At 65.3% G+C, this 17436-nt stretch carries 15 protein-coding genes, 2 tRNA genes and 1 pseudogene; 10 read left to right on the plus strand and 8 right to left on the minus strand.

Annotated features, from left to right (window positions below):
* The first annotated feature begins 69 nt into the window (after window positions 1–69).
* Window positions 70–512: pseudogene (locus tag QFZ54_RS06780) on the plus strand (TlpA disulfide reductase family protein).
* Here the strand turns inward: QFZ54_RS06780 and QFZ54_RS06785 are convergent.
* The 3 genes from QFZ54_RS06785 to gap form a co-directional block, all read right to left on the minus strand.
* The gene (locus tag QFZ54_RS06785) at window positions 509–1699 is read right to left on the minus strand and encodes a phosphoglycerate kinase (protein ID WP_307085673.1); all 1191 of its coding nucleotides are present in this window, start codon (window positions 1697–1699) and stop codon (window positions 509–511) included. The pseudogene QFZ54_RS06780 and the gene QFZ54_RS06785 sit on opposite strands and share 4 nt — an antisense overlap.
* On the minus strand, window positions 1696–2160 hold the full coding sequence (locus QFZ54_RS06790; RefSeq protein WP_307085674.1) for an MOSC domain-containing protein: 465 nt from the start codon (window positions 2158–2160) through the stop codon (window positions 1696–1698). Before QFZ54_RS06790 ends, QFZ54_RS06785 begins: the two co-directional genes overlap by 4 nt.
* A gap of 66 nt (window positions 2161–2226) precedes the next feature.
* Window positions 2227–3237, minus strand: coding sequence for a type I glyceraldehyde-3-phosphate dehydrogenase (gene gap, locus QFZ54_RS06795; RefSeq protein WP_307085676.1), 1011 nt, complete (start codon window positions 3235–3237; stop codon window positions 2227–2229).
* Window positions 3238–3381: 144 nt separating this feature from the next.
* Here gap and QFZ54_RS06800 point away from each other — a divergent pair, with 144 nt between their 5' ends.
* From QFZ54_RS06800 to QFZ54_RS06815, 4 genes are all read left to right on the plus strand, one after another.
* Entirely contained in the window at window positions 3382–3594 is a 213-nt protein-coding gene (locus tag QFZ54_RS06800) for a hypothetical protein (RefSeq protein ID WP_307085678.1), read from the plus strand.
* Window positions 3594–3902: a cell division protein ZapA gene (locus tag QFZ54_RS06805; RefSeq protein ID WP_307085681.1), complete on the plus strand. Its 309-nt coding sequence runs from the start codon at window positions 3594–3596 to the stop codon at window positions 3900–3902. The genes QFZ54_RS06800 and QFZ54_RS06805 overlap by 1 nt, the downstream gene beginning before the upstream one ends.
* A 201-nt stretch (window positions 3903–4103) precedes the next feature.
* Window positions 4104–4637 carry a 5-formyltetrahydrofolate cyclo-ligase gene (locus tag QFZ54_RS06810; protein ID WP_307085683.1) on the plus strand — a complete coding sequence of 178 codons (534 nt, stop codon included), beginning with the start codon at window positions 4104–4106 and terminating at the stop codon, window positions 4635–4637.
* Window positions 4634–4834 (plus strand): DUF2842 domain-containing protein, encoded by a 201-nt coding sequence (locus QFZ54_RS06815; protein WP_307085685.1) that lies wholly within the window; start codon window positions 4634–4636, stop codon window positions 4832–4834. Before QFZ54_RS06810 ends, QFZ54_RS06815 begins: the two co-directional genes overlap by 4 nt.
* A gap of 154 nt (window positions 4835–4988) precedes the next feature.
* Here the strand turns inward: QFZ54_RS06815 and QFZ54_RS06820 are convergent.
* From QFZ54_RS06820 to QFZ54_RS06835, 4 genes are all read right to left on the minus strand, one after another.
* Window positions 4989–5065 (minus strand) — tRNA-Asp (locus QFZ54_RS06820).
* A gap of 98 nt (window positions 5066–5163) precedes the next feature.
* Window positions 5164–5240 (minus strand) — tRNA-Asp (locus QFZ54_RS06825).
* 54 nt (window positions 5241–5294) lie between these two features.
* Window positions 5295–6443 carry an AI-2E family transporter gene (locus tag QFZ54_RS06830; RefSeq protein WP_248521478.1) on the minus strand — a complete coding sequence of 383 codons (1149 nt, stop codon included), beginning with the start codon at window positions 6441–6443 and terminating at the stop codon, window positions 5295–5297.
* Window positions 6444–6814: 371 nt separating this feature from the next.
* A complete protein-coding gene (locus tag QFZ54_RS06835; RefSeq protein ID WP_307089312.1) occupies window positions 6815–8521 on the minus strand; it encodes a class I adenylate-forming enzyme family protein in 1707 nt (568 codons plus the stop codon).
* 193 nt (window positions 8522–8714) lie between these two features.
* On the opposite strand from QFZ54_RS06835, the gene QFZ54_RS06840 reads away from it, so the two are divergent.
* The 5 genes from QFZ54_RS06840 (at window position 8715) to QFZ54_RS06860 (ending at window position 15695) form a co-directional block, all read left to right on the plus strand.
* Window positions 8715–9935: a serine hydrolase domain-containing protein gene (locus QFZ54_RS06840; RefSeq protein ID WP_307085687.1), complete on the plus strand. Its 1221-nt coding sequence runs from the start codon at window positions 8715–8717 to the stop codon at window positions 9933–9935.
* Between the two features lie 114 nt (window positions 9936–10049).
* Window positions 10050–12080: a 3-hydroxyacyl-CoA dehydrogenase NAD-binding domain-containing protein gene (locus tag QFZ54_RS06845; RefSeq protein ID WP_307085689.1), complete on the plus strand. Its 2031-nt coding sequence runs from the start codon at window positions 10050–10052 to the stop codon at window positions 12078–12080.
* Window positions 12081–12200: 120 nt separating this feature from the next.
* Window positions 12201–13382 carry an acyl-CoA dehydrogenase family protein gene (locus QFZ54_RS06850; protein WP_307085690.1) on the plus strand — a complete coding sequence of 394 codons (1182 nt, stop codon included), beginning with the start codon at window positions 12201–12203 and terminating at the stop codon, window positions 13380–13382.
* Between the two features lie 142 nt (window positions 13383–13524).
* Window positions 13525–14652: an acyl-CoA dehydrogenase family protein gene (locus tag QFZ54_RS06855; RefSeq protein ID WP_307085692.1), complete on the plus strand. Its 1128-nt coding sequence runs from the start codon at window positions 13525–13527 to the stop codon at window positions 14650–14652.
* Window positions 14653–14810: 158 nt separating this feature from the next.
* Window positions 14811–15695: an acyl-CoA thioesterase gene (locus tag QFZ54_RS06860; protein WP_307085694.1), complete on the plus strand. Its 885-nt coding sequence runs from the start codon at window positions 14811–14813 to the stop codon at window positions 15693–15695.
* A gap of 22 nt (window positions 15696–15717) precedes the next feature.
* On the opposite strand, the gene QFZ54_RS06865 is transcribed toward QFZ54_RS06860, so the two are convergent.
* The gene (locus QFZ54_RS06865; RefSeq protein ID WP_307085696.1) at window positions 15718–17388 is read right to left on the minus strand and encodes an amidohydrolase; all 1671 of its coding nucleotides are present in this window, start codon (window positions 17386–17388) and stop codon (window positions 15718–15720) included.
* Window positions 17389–17436 lie beyond the last annotated feature (48 nt).

Here is a 17436-nt window from a genome sequence, read left to right on the forward strand (position 1 = left end):
GCCGACACCGTCACTACAAGGGACGGGGCAATGAGGGTTTGGCGGAGCATCATCGCATGCGCGGTTATCATGGCCGCGTCCGCAGCGCCGGCCACCGTGAAGACCGGTGAGCAAGCGCCGCCTACGAGCTGACGTTGATCGACGGGATCAAGTGCGTAGTGCCGACCTGCGCGGACAAGTCGTCGTCCTGAACTTTTGGGCGACGTGGTGCTGCCCCTGCAAGGCGTAACTCCCGCTGCTCGACAGCTATTATCGACTTCGCAAGGGCAATGGCCTGCGGGTTTTCGCTGTGGCGACGGAGGATTCGATGCCCGAATCCAAACTGAAGCCGCTGTTCGCGGCGATGGCGATCCCGTCCGCACGCCGGATCAAGGGGCCGTTCGCGGTGATGGGCGCCCTCCCCACCAACTACATCGTCGATCGCGCCAGCATCGTTCGCTATGCTAAAGCCGGCGCGTTCGAGCTACCTCAATACTCTGCTGGTCCCGATGCTGCGGGAACCATCGCCTTAACGCGTCAGCGCCGCGACGCCCGGAAGGTCCTTGCCTTCCATCCATTCCAGGAACGCGCCGCCTGCGGTCGAGACGAAGGTGAAGGCTTCCGCAACACCGGCGTGGTTGAGCGCCGCGACCGTATCGCCGCCGCCCGCGACCGAGACCAGCGATCCGCCTTCGGTGAGTGCCGCGGCGGTCTTTGCGAGCGCGACGGTGGCCTTGTCGAACGGCGGCGTCTCGAACGCGCCGAGCGGACCGTTCCACACCAAGGTGCGGCAGTTCTTGAGGACATCGCCGAGCGATTCGACCGCGGCGGGGCCGACGTCGAGGATCATCTCGTCGGCGGCGACTTCGTGAACGTTGACGGTGCGGGTGGCGGGGTTCGGCTTGAACTCCTTGGCGACCACCACGTCGTACGGCAGGTGGACCGTGCAGTTCGCCTTGTCCGCGGCTTCCATGATCTGTTCGCAAACGCTCGCAAGCTCATGCTCGCAAAGGCTTTTGCCCACATCGACGCCGCGCGCTGCGAGGAAGGTGTTGGCCATACCGCCACCGATGATCAGGTGATCCACCTTGGTAACGAGGTGACGCAGCACGTCTAGCTTCGACGAAACCTTGGCGCCTCCGACGACCGCCGCGACTGGATGCTCGGGCGCGCCGAGCGCCTTCTGCAGCGCGTCGAGTTCGGCTTCCATCGCGCGGCCCGCATAGGCCGGGAGAACGTGGGCCAGCCCCTCGGTCGAGGCGTGTGCGCGATGTGCGGCGGAGAAGGCGTCGTTGACGTACAGGTCGCCGAGGCGAGCGAAACGCTGGACCACCGCCGGGTCGTTCTTCTCTTCACCGCCGAAAAACCGCGTGTTCTCCAGCACCGCGATGTCGCCGGGTTCGAGCATGGCGACGGCATCATCCGCGCCCTCCCAGTCGACGTAGCGGACCTCGCGACCGAGCACGTCGCTATACGGCTTCACGACCTGCGACAGCGAGAAGTCCGGGCTCGGCACACCTTTGGGACGGCCGAAATGCGCGAAGACGAGGACGATCGCGCCCTTGTCGGCGAGTTCGCCAACCGTGGCGACGGTCGCGCGCAGGCGCGTGTCGTCGGTGACATGGCCCTCGGCCATCGGTACGTTCAGGTCTTCGCGGACGAGCACGCGCTTGCCCCGAATATCGCCCATATCATCTAGCGTCTTGAATGGCTTGGTCATGGTTCTTCGATCCTGATCTCATCACCGACGGCGACGATGCCGCCCATCAAAACTCGGGTACACGCCCCGCCGCGCCAGTCGGGCGTCAGCGCGGCGAACAATCCTGGCGCCAGTGCCTCCATGCGTTCGCACGGATCGGTGTGGCGCGTCACCTCCAGCACGACGTCAGCACCGATGCGAAGACGGGTGCCGGGTATCTGGGGTAGGTCGAAGCCGTCGACCAGCAGGTTCGCGCGGCGTTGGTACCACGGAATATCGTGACCCACCTCCGCCATCGCCGCCGCCCAGTCGCCGCGTTCGAGCAGCGTGACCTGACGCCGTCCCCTGCCGCCGGGCTTCACATAGCCGCGGAAGTCGCCGTGCAGACCAGCCTCGATGGTGATCTCGACATGGTCGATTACCTCCATCGGGGCCTTTGCGCGAGCGTGACGGGCGATCCCGGCGATCGTGCCAACTGCCATCGCACCGTCATCCCGGCTTACGCTGGAATGACGGACTGGAGGAATGAAACGCAGCGTCCGTCTACCTTAGATAAACTTTGCCATCGCCGTGGCGGTATCGACCATACGGTTCGAAAAACCCCATTCGTTATCGTACCAGCTGACGACACGAACCAGCTTGCCGTCGATCACCGCAGTCTCCAGACTGTCGATCGTCGACGAAGCCGGCGTATGCTGCAGATCGATAGAGACCAAGGGCTCGTCCGACCAGTCGAGCACGCCGACCAGCGGGCCGCTTTCGGACGCTGCCTTCAGCACCGCATTCACCTCTTCACGCGTCGTGTCGCGCGATGGCGTGAAGGTCAGGTCGATCAGTGAAACGTCCGGCACCGGCACGCGGATCGCCGACCCGTCGAGCTTGCCCTTCAGCTCCGGCAGCACTTCGGCAACCGCACGAGCGGCGCCGGTGGTAGTCGGAATCATCGACATCGCCGCAGCGCGCGCGCGACGCAGGTCCGGGTGGATCTGGTCGAGGATCTTCTGGTCGTTGGTATAGGCGTGGATCGTCGTCATCAGGCCGCGCTCGATGCCGATCGCATCGTTCAGCACCTTGGCGACGGGCGCGAGGCAGTTGGTGGTGCACGACGCGTTCGAGACGATCGTGTGCTCGGCGGTCAGCTTGTCGTGGTTGACGCCGTAGACGACGGTCAGGTCGACGCCCTTGCCCGGCGCCGAGATCAGCACCCTCTTCGCGCCCGCATCGAGATGCTTCTGGCAGCTCGCCTTGTCGGTGAAGAAGCCGGTACATTCGAGGACGATGTCGACGCCCAACTCGGCGTGCGGCAGGTTGGCAGGGTCACGCTCGGCGGTGACGCGGATGCGCTTGCCGTCGACGATCAGTTCGTTGCCCTCGGCCGAGACCTCACCCGGATATTTGCCGTGGACGCTATCGCGCTTGAACAGCCACGCGTTCGACTTCGCATCGCCGAGATCGTTGATCGCGACGAGTTCGAGGGCGCCGTTCGACTGTTCGAGTACTGCGCGGGCGACGAGACGGCCGATGCGCCCGAAACCGTTGATCGCAACCTTGACCGTCATTGCTGTATCTCCGCTACGCCCGCGAGTCCGTTCCGGGCGCGATGCCTTTGCGGGGCGGTGGGGCGCCCTGTCAACACCGTGGATCGCCGACCGCAGGGGCGAAACCGGCTTGCCGCGTGTTCCGGCCATGCTATCTCGACCATCATGCCAGATACTCCAGACACGACTTCAGAGACGACCCCGGACAATGCGGCGGTGAACCGGATCGACGCAGCGATCGCGCGGATCGAAGCCGCGATCACCGCTCGCGCGCGCAGTGGGGATGCCCTTGCCAAACGTCATGCCGCGTTGAAAGCACGGATGGCCGAAGCCGTCGCGGCGCTCGACGATGTGATCACCCGCGGGAGTCCCAACTGATGGCACAGGTCATGCTCGATATCGGCGGCCGGCCGCACGCCGTTGCCTGCCGCGACGGCGAAGAGTCGCGTGTCCGCCTGCTGGGTGCGATGCTCGCCGAGCGCTGGCCGACCGCGGACCGTGCCGCAGGCGGTCTCAGCGCCGAACGTGCGATGCTGTTCGTGGCGCTGATGCTCGCCGACGACCTCGACGAAGCCGCTCATCGTCCGCCCGAAGGCTCGGCGGTCAGCGAGATCGCGCTCACCCGAATCGCGGATCGTCTCGAAGGACTCGCGGAAGCCCTTGAGCTGAGCCCGCCGAGCGCCTAGATTGGGCCTGGCGGGTTCTGCCCGGTACGAGCCTTTATTATCCCTGAGGCTATTCATCATCCATAGGGGGCTGTCCCTGTTAGGATCCTGGTCCGAAGCATATGGTCCCCACCTGACGTACCGTGCGTCAGTGGATAACCCGGCACACGGCCATGGTGGGCCCGCCACCCCACCCCCATCCCATTGCGAGGTTCCCTGCGCATGACCGGCAAGAGCGCGCTGAGAGCCTCGTTGCGCGCCGCCCGCGAAGCGCGCCCGCCCGTCGAAATTCCCGTGCCGTCCACGTTTCTGGCGCGGTTGAAACCCGGACTGACGGTCGCATCCTATGTCCCGTTCGGTGGCGAGGCCGATCCGTCGCCATTCGCCCGCGCTGCGGTCGACGCCGGATGCGTCATCGCCCTGCCCCATGTCGTCCGCCGGTCGCTGCCGATGCGCTTCCTGTCGTGGGAAACCGAGGCGGTGCTGATCGCCGGACCGTTCGGACTGCACCAGCCCGCCGAGGACGCGGCTGAGTTGGAACCCGACATCATCCTGACGCCACTGGTCGGCTTCGATCGTGGCGGCAACCGAATCGGCCAGGGCGCCGGCTATTACGACCGCGCCTTCCTCGCGCACCCGAATGCCTGGCGCGTCGGCATTGCGCTGTCGGTGCAGCAGGTCGATAGCCTGACCCCAGACCCGTGGGACGTCCCGCTCCACGCCATCGCCACCGAACTCGAATGGATCACGCCATGACGCCAACCTGGCGCAAACCCGTCGGGATGCTCGGCATCCTGCTCCTGATCCTGGTGTGGTGTGTGGCGATCGTCAGCTTTTCGAACATCGTCGGTAGCTGGCACTGGTTGGCTCAACTGGTGTTCTACGTGTTCACCGGCCTGATCTGGATCGCACCGCTGAAGCCTGTGCTGCGCTGGATGGAAATCGAGCGGTAGGCGCTATCGCGACAAGACCTGCTCCCCCGCGGACGCGGGGGCCCAGCTAAAATACCGGCAGCGTACCCAACTCCTGGACCCCCGCGTTCGCGAGGGAACAGCAGGTGTTAGTATCTTGAAAATTTTTTGAAGGATCTCGGCCACCCCATCAGGGTGGCGCGAGTGACGGGACTCGAACCCGCGACCTCCGGCGTGACAGGCCGGCGCTCTAACCAACTGAGCTACACCCGCATTCCCATTGACGAACCCTAGCGTCCCGAAGGACGCAGCGGAAGGCTCGTCAAAACCTTAACACAATCTCAAACCATCTACCCAGTCAGGGCAAACGATGGCGCGAGTGACGGGACTCGAACCCGCGACCTCCGGCGTGACAGGCCGGCGCTCTAACCAACTGAGCTACACCCGCTGAAACAGCGTGGAGGCGGCAACTAGGCGAGGGTTCGGATACCGTCAACCCAAATTATCCGCCAGTTTCACGTTGTGCCTCGGGCGGATCGCCGCGACGGCGATTTCGCCCGGCTTTGGGCTGCACTAGCGTGCCGTGTTCGAACAGGAAGCCGGCGATATCGGGCTTGCCAGCGGCCTTCACGACCGTCTGGATGATGATCAGCAGCGGCACCGCCAGCAATGCGCCGGACGTGCCCCACACCCATCCCCAGAAGCTCAGCGAGATCAGGATCAGCAGCGGGCTGATCGTCAGCCGGTGGCCGACGACGAACGGCGTGATCGCGTTCGCCTCGACCAGATGCAGCCCGTACATGAGCGCTGGCGGCAGCATCGCCATCCAGATGTCGGAAAACGTCATCAGCCCGCCCAGCGCGAGCAGGAACGCGCCGATCACAGGCCCGAAATATGGAATGTAATTGAGCAGCGCGACGATCCCGCCCCACATCGCCGGATAGGGCATGCCGATGAACCAAAGCGCCACCCCGGTGACGATCCCGAGGACGATGTTGATCAGCGTGATCGTGCCGAGATACGCCGACACATCGTCGACGATGTCCTGGATCACGCGCGCCGTCGCCATCGCGCCATCGAAGCTGGTCCGGCCGGTGATCGTCTGCCGCCGCATCCGCGTCCAGCCCGACAGGAAGAAGAACACGATCAGCACCCCGAACAGGAACTGGACGATGACCGCCGGCGCCGACGTAGCGGCGAGTTCGAGGATCGATCCCGGCGCGGCGACGCCTGCGGTCGCCGGCTGCTTGATCGGCGTCGACGCGACCTGCCGCAGCGTCTTGTTCACGTATTTCTCGAGGCTCGAATAGAGATCGAGCAGCGGCGCGAGATTGCTCTGGATCCGGTCGAGCCGCGTCGGCAACAGCCGGAAGAAATCGGTCGCCGGCACGAGGATCGCGGCGATCGCGATGTTCGCGGCGATCAGGAAAACGAGGATGCACAGGATCGCGGCGAGCGGCGACGGCACATGGCGCCGCTCAAGCCACTCCAGCACCGGCACGAGCGCGACGGAAATGACAAGCGCGATCGTGAGCGGCAGGAAGAACTCCGCGCCGGATTTGAGCGCGAACGGAATGGCGAGGATCAGCCCGACCCCGGCGGTCAGCGTCAGCGCCGCGAGCAACCGGTCGCGACGCTGCGCGATCCGCATCGCATCCTCGACCCCGACCGCAATCGGCAACCCGAACGCACTCTCCGCCGGCGGACCTTCCGCAACGGCGCCGCCCTCGCCCTGTGGCTGGTGCGGTTCCTGGCGAAGTCCCTCGCCCGTCATGGCGTCCGTCATGGCAATTCCTTTGCCACCCCCATCCCGTAATCGCGGTCGGCATTCAAGCGGCGCGCGGTGCCAGCGTGATGGAATTCCTCGAAAAGACCGCGTTATGTCTGATCATGCCTTGATCCCGAGACCCCCGCTCTTCGTCATCCTGACGAAAGTCAGCATCCAGAGCCAAAAATCGCTGCCCTCCGTTACCCTGGGTCCTGACTTTCGTCAGGATGACGGAGATTTGCCAGCGATTAGACCTACGCCGTCACCCCGACCCGATCCTCGAACAACACCTGAAGATCCTTCTTCAAAATCTTCCCGTTTGCATTCCGCGGCAACGTCTCATGCACGAAGCGCACCGCCACCGGCGTCTTGAACGCCGCCAGATGCTGCCGGACCCAGCCCTGCAACTCGGCCTCTGTCGCCGTCGCACCCGGCGCGAGGTGAACCACCGCCGCCGGCTCCTCGCCCAGAATCCGGTGCGGGATGCCGATCAGCGCCGCGTCGGTCACCGCAGGGTGCGCGTAGAGGACGTTCTCGACCTCGCTCGAATAGATGTTTTCGCCGCCGCGGATGATCATGTCCTTGGCACGGTCGACGATGTAGCAGAACCCCTCCTCGTCGAGCCGCGCGAGGTCGCCTGTCCGCACCCAGCCGTCGACGAAGGTCGCTGCGGTCGCGTCGGGCTTGTTCCAGTATCCCTTCACGATCATCGGCCCGCGCGCCCAGAGTTCGCCGACTTCCCCAAGAGGCATTTCGGTCACGCCGTCGTCCGCCATGATCTTCAGGTCGGCGGCGGCGACCGGTGGCCCCGCGCTCGTCGGGCGGTTTAGGTAATCCTCAGCCCCGTGATGCGTGACGGTCGCCATCGTCTCGGTCATGCCCCAGCCATTGCCGGGCATCGCGCCGAACTCGGCATGGATGCGCTTCACCAGCTCGGGCGCGGCGGGCGCGCCGCCATAGGCGATCGATTCGAGCGACGAGAGATCGTATTTCGCGCGATCGGGATGCTCGAGCAGCTGCCACGCGATCGTCGGCACGCCGCCGGTGACGTTGACCTTCTCGCGCTCGATGATCTCCATCGCCCGGATCGTGTCCCATTTCCGCATGAAGATCATCGTGCTGCCGGTCGCGATCACGCCCATCATGCCCGCCGAGCAGGCGGTGACATGGAACAGCGGGATCACCGTCAGCGTCACCCGCGGCGTCGGCTCAGGTAGTGCCTCGCCGCGGCGCAGGAATGAGCGCGCCGACGAATAGCCGCCCGACAGGATGTTCGACATCATGTTGCGGTGCGTGCCGAGCGCCCCCTTAGGCGCGCCGGTCGTGCCGCTGGTGTAGAAGATCGTCGCATCGTCGTCGGGCGCGATCGTCGCCTCTGGCAGACCGACATCGGGTAGCGCCGCCCAGTCGTGCGGCGTGCCGATCACATCCTCCAGCCGCGTGACGATCCCCGTCAGCGGCTCCGCGGCGCGCGCGACGAACACGTGCTCCAGCGCTGGCAGCGTCGCATAGGCCGCTTCCAGCCGGTGGTGCCGCTCGTCGTCGGTGATCAGCACGCGCGCACCCGAATCGGCGAGACCGTATTCCATCTCCGCGCCGGTCCACCATGCGTTGAGCGGCACCATGATCGCGCCGATGCTCGCACCTGCGAAGAACGCGACCGGCCATTCGGGCAGGTTGCGCATTGCCAGCGCGACGCGGTCGCCGGGACCGATCCGCATCTCGCGCAACCGCTGCGCCAGTACCGCGATCGCGCGGAAATTCGCCCCATAGGTAACGCGCTCATCCTCATACGCGGTGAACACCCGCTCGCCATGCGCGCGCGCCGCCTCGGCCAGCCAGCGCAACGACGGCGGTGCGTTCTTCCAGATGCGCGTCGCGATGCCGTCGATCGTGATCGTTTCCATCTCGAATTTCGCGCCGGGCGCGGTCAGCATTCGCTCGGCATCGGCGAGCGACATCGCCGGCCAGGAGGGATCGAGTGCGATGATCGGTTCGCTTGCCAAGACCGGTTGACTCCAGAGTTGAATTTCGGGTTTGGCTTATCGCCTGTTCGAAGACAGGTTATAGTTGATTCCTGCCGCACTCAAGGCAATAGAGGCAACAAGTTCGAACTAGGGGTATGGAGCGGATGATGGCGGGAACGGTCGAATCATGAAAATCGCCAAGCCCGCGACGCATGGCTTCGATGCGAGCCGGTTGGCGGCGATCGATACGTTGATCCAGGCGCGCTACATCGATTCGGGCAAGCTCCCGAACGCGCAACTGTTGATCGCGCGCGACGGCGAAATCATCCACTTCTCGAACGCAGGCGCGGCGCGCGAAGGCGGCAACGCGATCGACGAAGGATCGCTGTTCCGGATCGCATCGATGACCAAGCCGATCACCTCGGTCGCGTTCATGATGCTCGTCGAACAGGGTCTCGTCGCGGTCGATACGCCGGTCCATCACGTCCTGCCCGAGTTCAAGGATATCGGCGTCTATGATGGCGGCGGCGGCCGCGTTCCGTTCGTGACCAAGCCGACCGCCGAGCCGATGCGGATGGTCGACCTGCTGCGGCACACGTCAGGGCTGACTTACAGCTTCCAGAACCGTTCGAACGTCGATGCCGCCTACCGCGAGGGCAAGATCGAGAGCTGGCACGGCGGCCATGATCTAGACGGGTTCATCGGCGCATTGGCGAAGATCCCGCTCGAATTCTCGCCTGGTACCGCGTGGAATTATTCGGTCGCGACCGACGTGCTCGGTGCGGTCGTGCAGCGGGTGTCGGGCTTGCCGCTCGACCAGTTCTTCAAGGAGCGCATCTTCGCACCGCTGAAGATGGACGACACCTTCTTCCAGGTTCCGGCCGACAAGCTCGACCGCCTGACCGACTGCTACACGCTCGTCGCCGGCAAGGGCCGCGTGATGTACGATCGCGGTGCCGAGAGTGCCTGGAGCCGCGCGCCGAAGCTCCTATCCGGCGGCGGCGGGCTCGTCTCGACCGCGCTCGATTACCATCGGTTCAACACCATGCTGCTCAATGGTGGCGAACTCGACGGCGCGCGCATCCTCGGGCGGAAAACGCTCGACCTGATGACGCAGAACCACCTGCCCGGAAAATCCGATCTCGCGACGATGTCGAAGTCGCTGTTCAGCGAGGCGTCGAACGCCGGCACCGGGTTCGGGCTCGGGTTCGCGATCACCGACGACGTCGCGAAGACGATGGTGCCGGGGTCGAAGGGCGAGTTTTACTGGGGCGGGATGTTCTCGACCGCGTTCTTCGTCGACCCGGTCGAGCGGCTGTCGATGGTGTTCATGACGCAGCTGTCGCCAAGCAGTGTCTATCCCATCCGTCGCGAGCTGAAGACGATGATCTACGCCGCGATGACCTGATCCCCGAACGGCCATGATCCCGGCGGACGCCGGGCCCCAGGGCCGCACGCACAAACATTTTGGCTCTGGTCCCGGCGTTCGCCGGGATCACGGAGCCGGCACCAGGAGACTAGAATGACCAGCCCGATCCGCACCGAACGCCATGACGACGTGCTCGTCATCATCTCGAACAACCCACCCGTCAACGCGCTCGGTGCCGCGGTCCGCCAGGGCCTCGAAGCGGCGATCAAGGAAGGCGTGAAGGACGACAGCATCACCGCGATGGTGATCCGCTGCGACGGCCGCACGTTCTTCGCGGGCGCCGACATCACCGAGTTCGGCAAGGAGATGGTCGAGCCCGGCCTGCCCACCGTCGTCGACATGATCGAGGCGTCGTCGAAGCCCGTCGTCGCGGCGATCCACGGCACCGCGCTCGGCGGCGGCTGCGAAGTCACGCTCGGCTGCCACTACCGCGTCGCCGTCCCGTCGGCCAAGATCGGCACGCCCGAGGTGAAGCTCGGCCTGCTCCCCGGCGCGGGTGGCACGCAGCGTATCCCGCGCATCGCCGGCGTGAAGCTCGCGCTGGAGATGACCGCGAAGGGCGATCCGATCTCGGCCAAGAAGGCGCTCGACGCCGGCCTGATCGACAAGATCGTCGGTGAGGATACACTCGAAGCCGATGCCATCGCGTTCGCCCGTGAGATCGCGACCAAGCGCCCGCTGCCCCGCGCGTCCGAGAAGACGGCGCAGGCCGATCCCGACGCGGTCGCTGCGTTCAAGAAGGAGAATGCGCGCCGTTTTCGCAACTTCGACGCGCCTGCTGCGAACATCGCTTGCGTCGAGAAGGCCGCCGACGGCTCCAGCTTCGAAGAGGGCATAGCGTTCGAGCGCCAGGAATTCATGAAGCTGATGACCGGCGTGCAGTCGGCAGCACAACGCCACATCTTCTTCGCCGAGCGCCAGGCCGCGAAGATCGACGACGTCCCCGGGGACACCAAGCTGCGCGAGATCAAGCGCGTCGGCGTGATCGGCGCGGGCACGATGGGCGGCGGCATCTCGATGAACTTCCTGTCCGCGGGCATCCCCGTGACGATCGTCGAGATGCAGCAGGACGCGCTCGACCGCGGCACCGGCGTCGTGCGGAAGAATTACGAGGCGACCGCCGCCAAGGGCCGGATGAAGCCCGAGCAGGTCGAGCAGGCGATGGGCGCGCTGAAGCCGACGCTCGACTTCGCCGATCTCGCCGAATGCGACCTGATCATCGAGGCGGTGTACGAGACGATGGAGGTGAAGAAGGAGATATTCACCAAGCTCGACGCGATCGCAAAGCCCGGCGCGATCCTAGCGTCGAACACCTCGTATTTGAACATCGACGAGATCGCGGCGTGCACGAAGCGGCCCGAGGACGTCGTCGGGATGCACTTCTTCTCACCCGCCAACGTGATGAAATTGCTCGAGGTAGTGCGCGGCGACAAGACCGCGGACGACGTGCTCGCGACCGTCATGGCGCTCGCGAAAAAGATCAAGAAGGTCGCCGTGGTGGCGGGCGTCACCTACGGCTTCATCGGCAACCGCATGCTGATGCCGCGGCAGGTCGAGGCGACCAAGCTGCTGCTTGAAGGCGCGAGCCCGGAGCAGATCGACAAGGTCCATGTCGCGTTCGGGATGCCGATGGGCCCGTTCCAGATGAGCGACCTCGCCGGCGTCGACATCGGCTGGCACCGCGACCCGAGCCGGATCGAGAACATCCGCGATGCGCTGGCGGCGGAAAACCGCTGGGGCCAGAAGACCAAGGCGGGCTTCTACGATTACGACGAGAAGCGGACGCCGTCGAACTCTGCGCGGGTCGCCGAGATCATCGACGACTTCCGCAAGAAGTCGGGCGTGACGCCGCGCGACATCAGCGACGAGGAGATCGTCGTGCGGACGCTCTACACGATGGTCAACGAAGGCGCGCTGATCCTCGAAGAGGGCAAGGCGCAGCGCGCGGCGGACGTCGATGTGGTCTGGATCTACGGATACGGCTGGCCGGTCTACCGCGGCGGACCGATGTTCTGGGCGCAGTCCGAGGGCTTGCCGAAGGTGGTGACGGGACTCGAGAAATACGGGTTCACCGTTGCCAAGTCGTTGAAGGATGCAGCCGCAACCGGCGGTAAGATCAAGTAACTTCCGCCCCATCTCCCCTGCGGGGATAGGGCTGGGGTGAGGGGCGCCGCGAACGCTACCCTCCCTTACAGCCCCTCACCCCGACCCTCTCCCCGCAGGGGAGAGGGAGAAAGGACCGATATGACCGACCTTGACACCTTCCGTACCGAAACCCGCGCGTGGCTCGCGGAGAACTGCCCGCCCGAGATGCGCAAGCCGGTGCGCTCGGAGGACGACGTCTGCTGGGGCGGACGTCAGTTCAAGCCTTCGTCTCCTGCGCAGAAGGAGTGGCTCGACAAGATGGCCGCCAAAGGCTGGACCGTGCCGGACTGGCCCAAGGCGTATGGCGGCGGCGGACTCTCGCCCGCCGAGACTAAGATCCTCCGCGAAGAGATGGCAGCAATAAAGGCGCGCAACCCGCTCAATTCGTTTGGGATCTCGATGCTCGGGCCGGCGCTCTTGAAGTACGGCACCGAGGAGCAGAAGCTCGATCACCTGACTAAGATCGCGCGCGGCGAAATCCGCTGGTGCCAAGGCTATTCCGAGCCGAATGCGGGCTCCGACCTGGCCGGGCTGGCGACGTCTGCCGAGGACAAGAGCGACCATTATCTCGTCAACGGGCAAAAGGTATGGACGTCCTATGCCGACAAGGCCGACTGGATCTTCTGCCTCGTGCGCACCGACAAGACGTCGAAGCAGGGCGGGATCAGCTTCGTGCTGTTCGACATGGCCTCGCCCGGCGTGTCGACCAAGCCGATCTTGCTGATCAGTGGCAATTCACCGTTCTGCGAGACGTTCTTCGACAATGTGAAGGTGCCGAAGGTCAACCGCGTTTATGAAGAGAACAAGGGCTGGGACGTCGCGAAATACCTGCTCGGGCATGAGCGCGAGATGATCTCGGGGATGGGGCTGGCGTCGAGTGGCGGTAATCCGCTGATCGACGGGGCGATCGCGACCGTTGGGCTCGGGCATGACGGGCGGCTGGCCGATCCATTGTTGCGCGCGTCGATTGCGATGTTCGAGGTGCGCGCGAAGGCGTTCGGGGCGATGTCCGAACGCTTCATCGACGAACTAAAGGCGGGGAAGGCGCATCCGGCGCAGCCGAGCATGATGAAATATTACGGCACCGAACTGAACAAGTCGCGGTACGAATTGATGATGGCAGCGGGCGGGTCGGACGCGCTCGAATGGGACAGCGAGCGGTCGCGCGGCGGCGCGATCCCGCGGTCGTGGCTGCGGACCAAGGCAAACTCAATCGAGGGCGGGACCAGCGAGATCCAGCTCAACATCATCGCCAAGCGGATCCTGGAATTGCCGGCGTAAACCTATCCCTCGCCCCTTCGGGGAGAGGGTGCCGCAGCGAAGCGCAGGCGGGTGAGGGGCGGTGAGGCTCGGACGATCCGACCCAACAGCCCCTCACCCCGACCCTCTCCCCGACGGGGCGAGGGAGTAGAAGGACGAAGAAATGCCACTGTATCTAGACGACGACCAGACCGCCCTTCAGGACACCATTCGCGATTTCGTCGCCGAACACGCGCCGGTCAGCCACATGCGCGCGCTGCGAGATGCGGACGACAAGACAGGCTTCTCGCGCGACCTGTGGAAGCAGTTCGCGGAGATGGGCTTTACCGGCATCCTTGTCGGCGAGGACCAGGGCGGACTCGGGCTCGGCCATGTCGAGGCGGGCGTGGTGCTGGAGGAGATCGGGCGCAATCTGTCGCCCTCCCCGTTCCTGTCCACTGCGGTCGCGGCGGTCGAGGCCCTCAAGGGTACCGGGCAAGCCGAGCGCTGGTTTCCGGGCATCATCGCGGGCGAGACCGTCGCGGCGCTCGCGATCGACGAGGGCGCCAAGCACCGGGACACCGTCGCGATGAAGGCCGAACGCTCGGGCAACGGGTTCAAGCTGACCGGCGCCAAGCGGTTCGTCACGCATGGCCACACCGCCGATCTGATCATCGTTGCCGCGCGTACCGGAGGGTCGGATAACGACACGGACGGTATCACATTGTTCGCGGTGCCGAAGGATACCGCAGGACTGACTGCAAACGCCGAACGCCTCGCGGACTCTAGCTTGGCCGCACGGCTAGAGTTCGAGGGCGTCGAAGTCGATGCGGACGCGGTGATCGGCGAGGTCGATGCCGGCCGTACGCCGCTCGATCGCCTTTTGCGCGCAGGTCGCACCGGTGCGTCCGCAGAATTGCTCGGCGTCGGCGGCGGGGCGATGAACATGACGGTCGGCTACATGAAACAGCGCAAGCAGTTCGGGACGCTGATCGGCAGCTTCCAGGCGCTCCAGCACCGTGCCGCGCATCTGTATTCGGAAATGGAGGTGGCGCGGGCCGCCGTGCTGAAGGCGCAGCAGTTGCTAGACCAAGGCAGCGAGCGGGCGGACGAGGCGGTGTCGGTGGCCAAGGCGATGACGACGCTGGCGACGACGCTCAGCGTGCAGGAGGGCATCCAGATGCACGGAGGCATCGGCATGACCGACGAATACGACATCGGCTTCTACATGAAGCGCGCGCGGGTGCTGGCCGAGATGTTTGGGGATGCGAACTTCCACGCCGATCGGCTGGCGATCGCGGCGGGGTATTGAACAGCGGCGTTTTGAAAGGCCGAGTACTGTAAAGCCCGTTCCCCGGCGGAGGCCGGGGCCCAGTTGGGCGAACCTTGCCGGTTACCATGATCCTCCGTTATTGCGACCTTCCCAACTGGGCCCCGGCCTCCGCCGGGGAACAAAGGTGAAGATTCCACATGACGACTGATATCGCCGATACCTCACCGGAAGCGCTCGCCCAAGGTCTCGTCGACCTGCTTGAGATCGAGGAGGTCGATACCGATCTCTATGTCGGCAAGCGCCAGCCCGGCGGGGTCGGTCGCGTGTTCGGGGGGCAGGTGATCGCGCAAGCGCTGCAAGCCGCGCAACGCTCCACCGACGGCCCAAAGGCGGCGCATTCGCTGCACGCGTATTTCATGCGGCCGGGGAACGAGGACTATCCGATCGTCTACCGCGTAGTGCGCGATTTCGAGGGGCGTAGCTTCGCAACGCGGCGCGTGATCGCGATGCAGAAGGGACAGCCGATCCTCAACATGGCGGCGTCGTTCCAGATGCCCGAGGAGGGCCTGCACCACCAGGACGCGATGCCCGACGTGCCGGCGCCCGAAACCCTCCGCTCGGACCGCGACCTGCGGCTGGAGAACATCGACGGCATCCCCGAGAAATTCCGCGCGCACATGCTGCGCTGGCGGCCGATCGAGGTGCGGCCGGTCAACCCCCGCAACTGGATCGAGCCCGCCCCGCAGGAGCCGAACTACGCCAACTGGTTCCGCCTGGTCGCGCCGATTGGCGACGATCCGGCGATGCACCGCGCGATCCTCGCCTATGCCTCGGACATGGCGCTGCTCGGTACGGCCCTTCTGCCGCATGGCAAGAACTGGATCACGCCTGGCTTGCAGACCGCCAGCCTCGACCATTCGCTCTGGCTGCACGAGGATTTCCGCGCCGACGACTGGCTACTCTACGCGTGCGACAGCCCGTGGTCGGGTCATGCCCGCGGCTTCAACCGCGGGCGCATTTTCTCCCGCGACGGCCGACTGGTTGCCAGCGTCGCGCAGGAGGGGCTGATCCGGATGCGCTAGTAACCCCCGTAAGTCGTTGAGGTTACTTGCGCGTCCAGACCTTCTCACCGCCGATCCACGTCTCGTCGACCTTGGTCGCGCGCAGGTCGGTCGGTGAGGCCATCGTCGGGTCGCGGTCGACGACGATGAAGTCCGCGCGCTGGCCCGGCGCGAGCGCACCGAACTGCTTCTCCGCAAACCCGGCATAGGCCGCAGCACCGGTCATCGCCCACCACGCCTGTTCGCGCGTGACGAGTTCCTGCGGCTGCCATCCGCCCTGCGGTTGCCCGTCGGCATCCTGCCGCGTGAACGCCGCGGTCCAGGTCGCGAACGGATCGGGCTTCTCGACCGGGAAATCGGTCCCGAACGCGAGCTTGGCGCCATTGGTCAGCATCGATTTCCACGCATAGGCACCCGTCAGCCGGTTAGGCCCCAGCCTCGCCTCGGCCATCGTCCGGTCGCTGGTTTCATGCGTGGGCTGCATAGACGCGATCGTGCCGAACTTGCCGAAGCGCGGGAGGTCGGCCGGATCGATGACCTGAGCATGCTCGATCCGCCAGCGACGGTCGCCGGTATAGGTCTCGCTCTCGACCTGGATCGCGTCCAGCACCATCTGGTTGGCCTTGTCGCCGATCGCATGGACCGCGACCTGGAACCCGTCCATCGCCGCGCGGCTCATCTGGTTCTGCAGCTGATCATCGGTAAGGAAGCCGATCCCCGACTGGCCGGGCGCATCGGCATAGGGCTTCAACAACCACGCGCCGCGCGAGCCCAGCGCACCGTCGGCGTAGAGCTTCACGCCGCCCATCCTCAGGCGGTCGTTATACAGCCACGGCGTCGGCCCCTTGCCGCCGATCCGGCTCGCGGTCTCGACACCCATCGCATAGCTCATGATCCGGACGCGCAACCCGCCGATATCCGCCATCCGCCGATAGGTCAGCCAGTCGTCGAGCGTCGTGCCCATGTCCGCCACCGCAGTAACGCCGTAGCCGAGCAGGATTCGTTGCGCGGTGAGGAATGCGGCATCGCGCTCCTTAGGCAGCGGCTGCGGCACGACCTTCTCGATCAACGCCTGCGCGCCGTCGACGAACACGCCAGCAGGCGCACCATTTGTCTTCTCGATGCGTCCGCCGGCCGGCGATACGGTCGACCCGGTGATGCCGGCCTCGCGCATGGCCTCGCGGTTCGCCCAGCTCGCATGGCCATCCGCGCGCGACAGCCAGATCGGATGCCCGCCGGACACGGATTCGAGATCGGCAGCGGTCGGGAAACGGCCGAGGCCCCAGGCCTCCTGGTTCCAGCCGCGGCCCAGAACCCACTTTCGATCGGGATTACCCGCGATGTACGCGGCGATGCGGGATTTCGCCTCTTCGAGCGACTTGGTCATCGAGAGGTCGAGCGACAGCGCCCCGAAGCCCATCTCGAGGACATGACCATGCGCGTCGACGAAGCCGGGCAGAATCGTCTTGCCGCGCATGTCGACGCGCCAGTCGTAGAGCGGCTTGCCGGCGTTCTTTTTGAGTTCCTTGCGACTGAGCTTGGGCGGCTCTTCGCCGGGCGGTACGAGCCGCGTCACGCGACCGTCCTTGTCGATCAGGATCGCCTTGAAGTGAATGACGCGGCCGCCATCAGCGATGGTCACGCCGTTGACGTTGTCGACGATCCCGTCGGCGAGCGCAGGGGTCGGGAGGAGCATCGCCGACAGCGCTAACATCGCCCCCCTCCCTTTCAGCGAGGGGGGCGATGTCGAAATCTTGGGAGG

Source organism: Sphingomonas faeni (assembly GCF_030817315.1).
In the GTDB taxonomy this organism is placed as follows: Bacteria; Pseudomonadota; Alphaproteobacteria; order Sphingomonadales; family Sphingomonadaceae; genus Sphingomonas; species Sphingomonas faeni_C.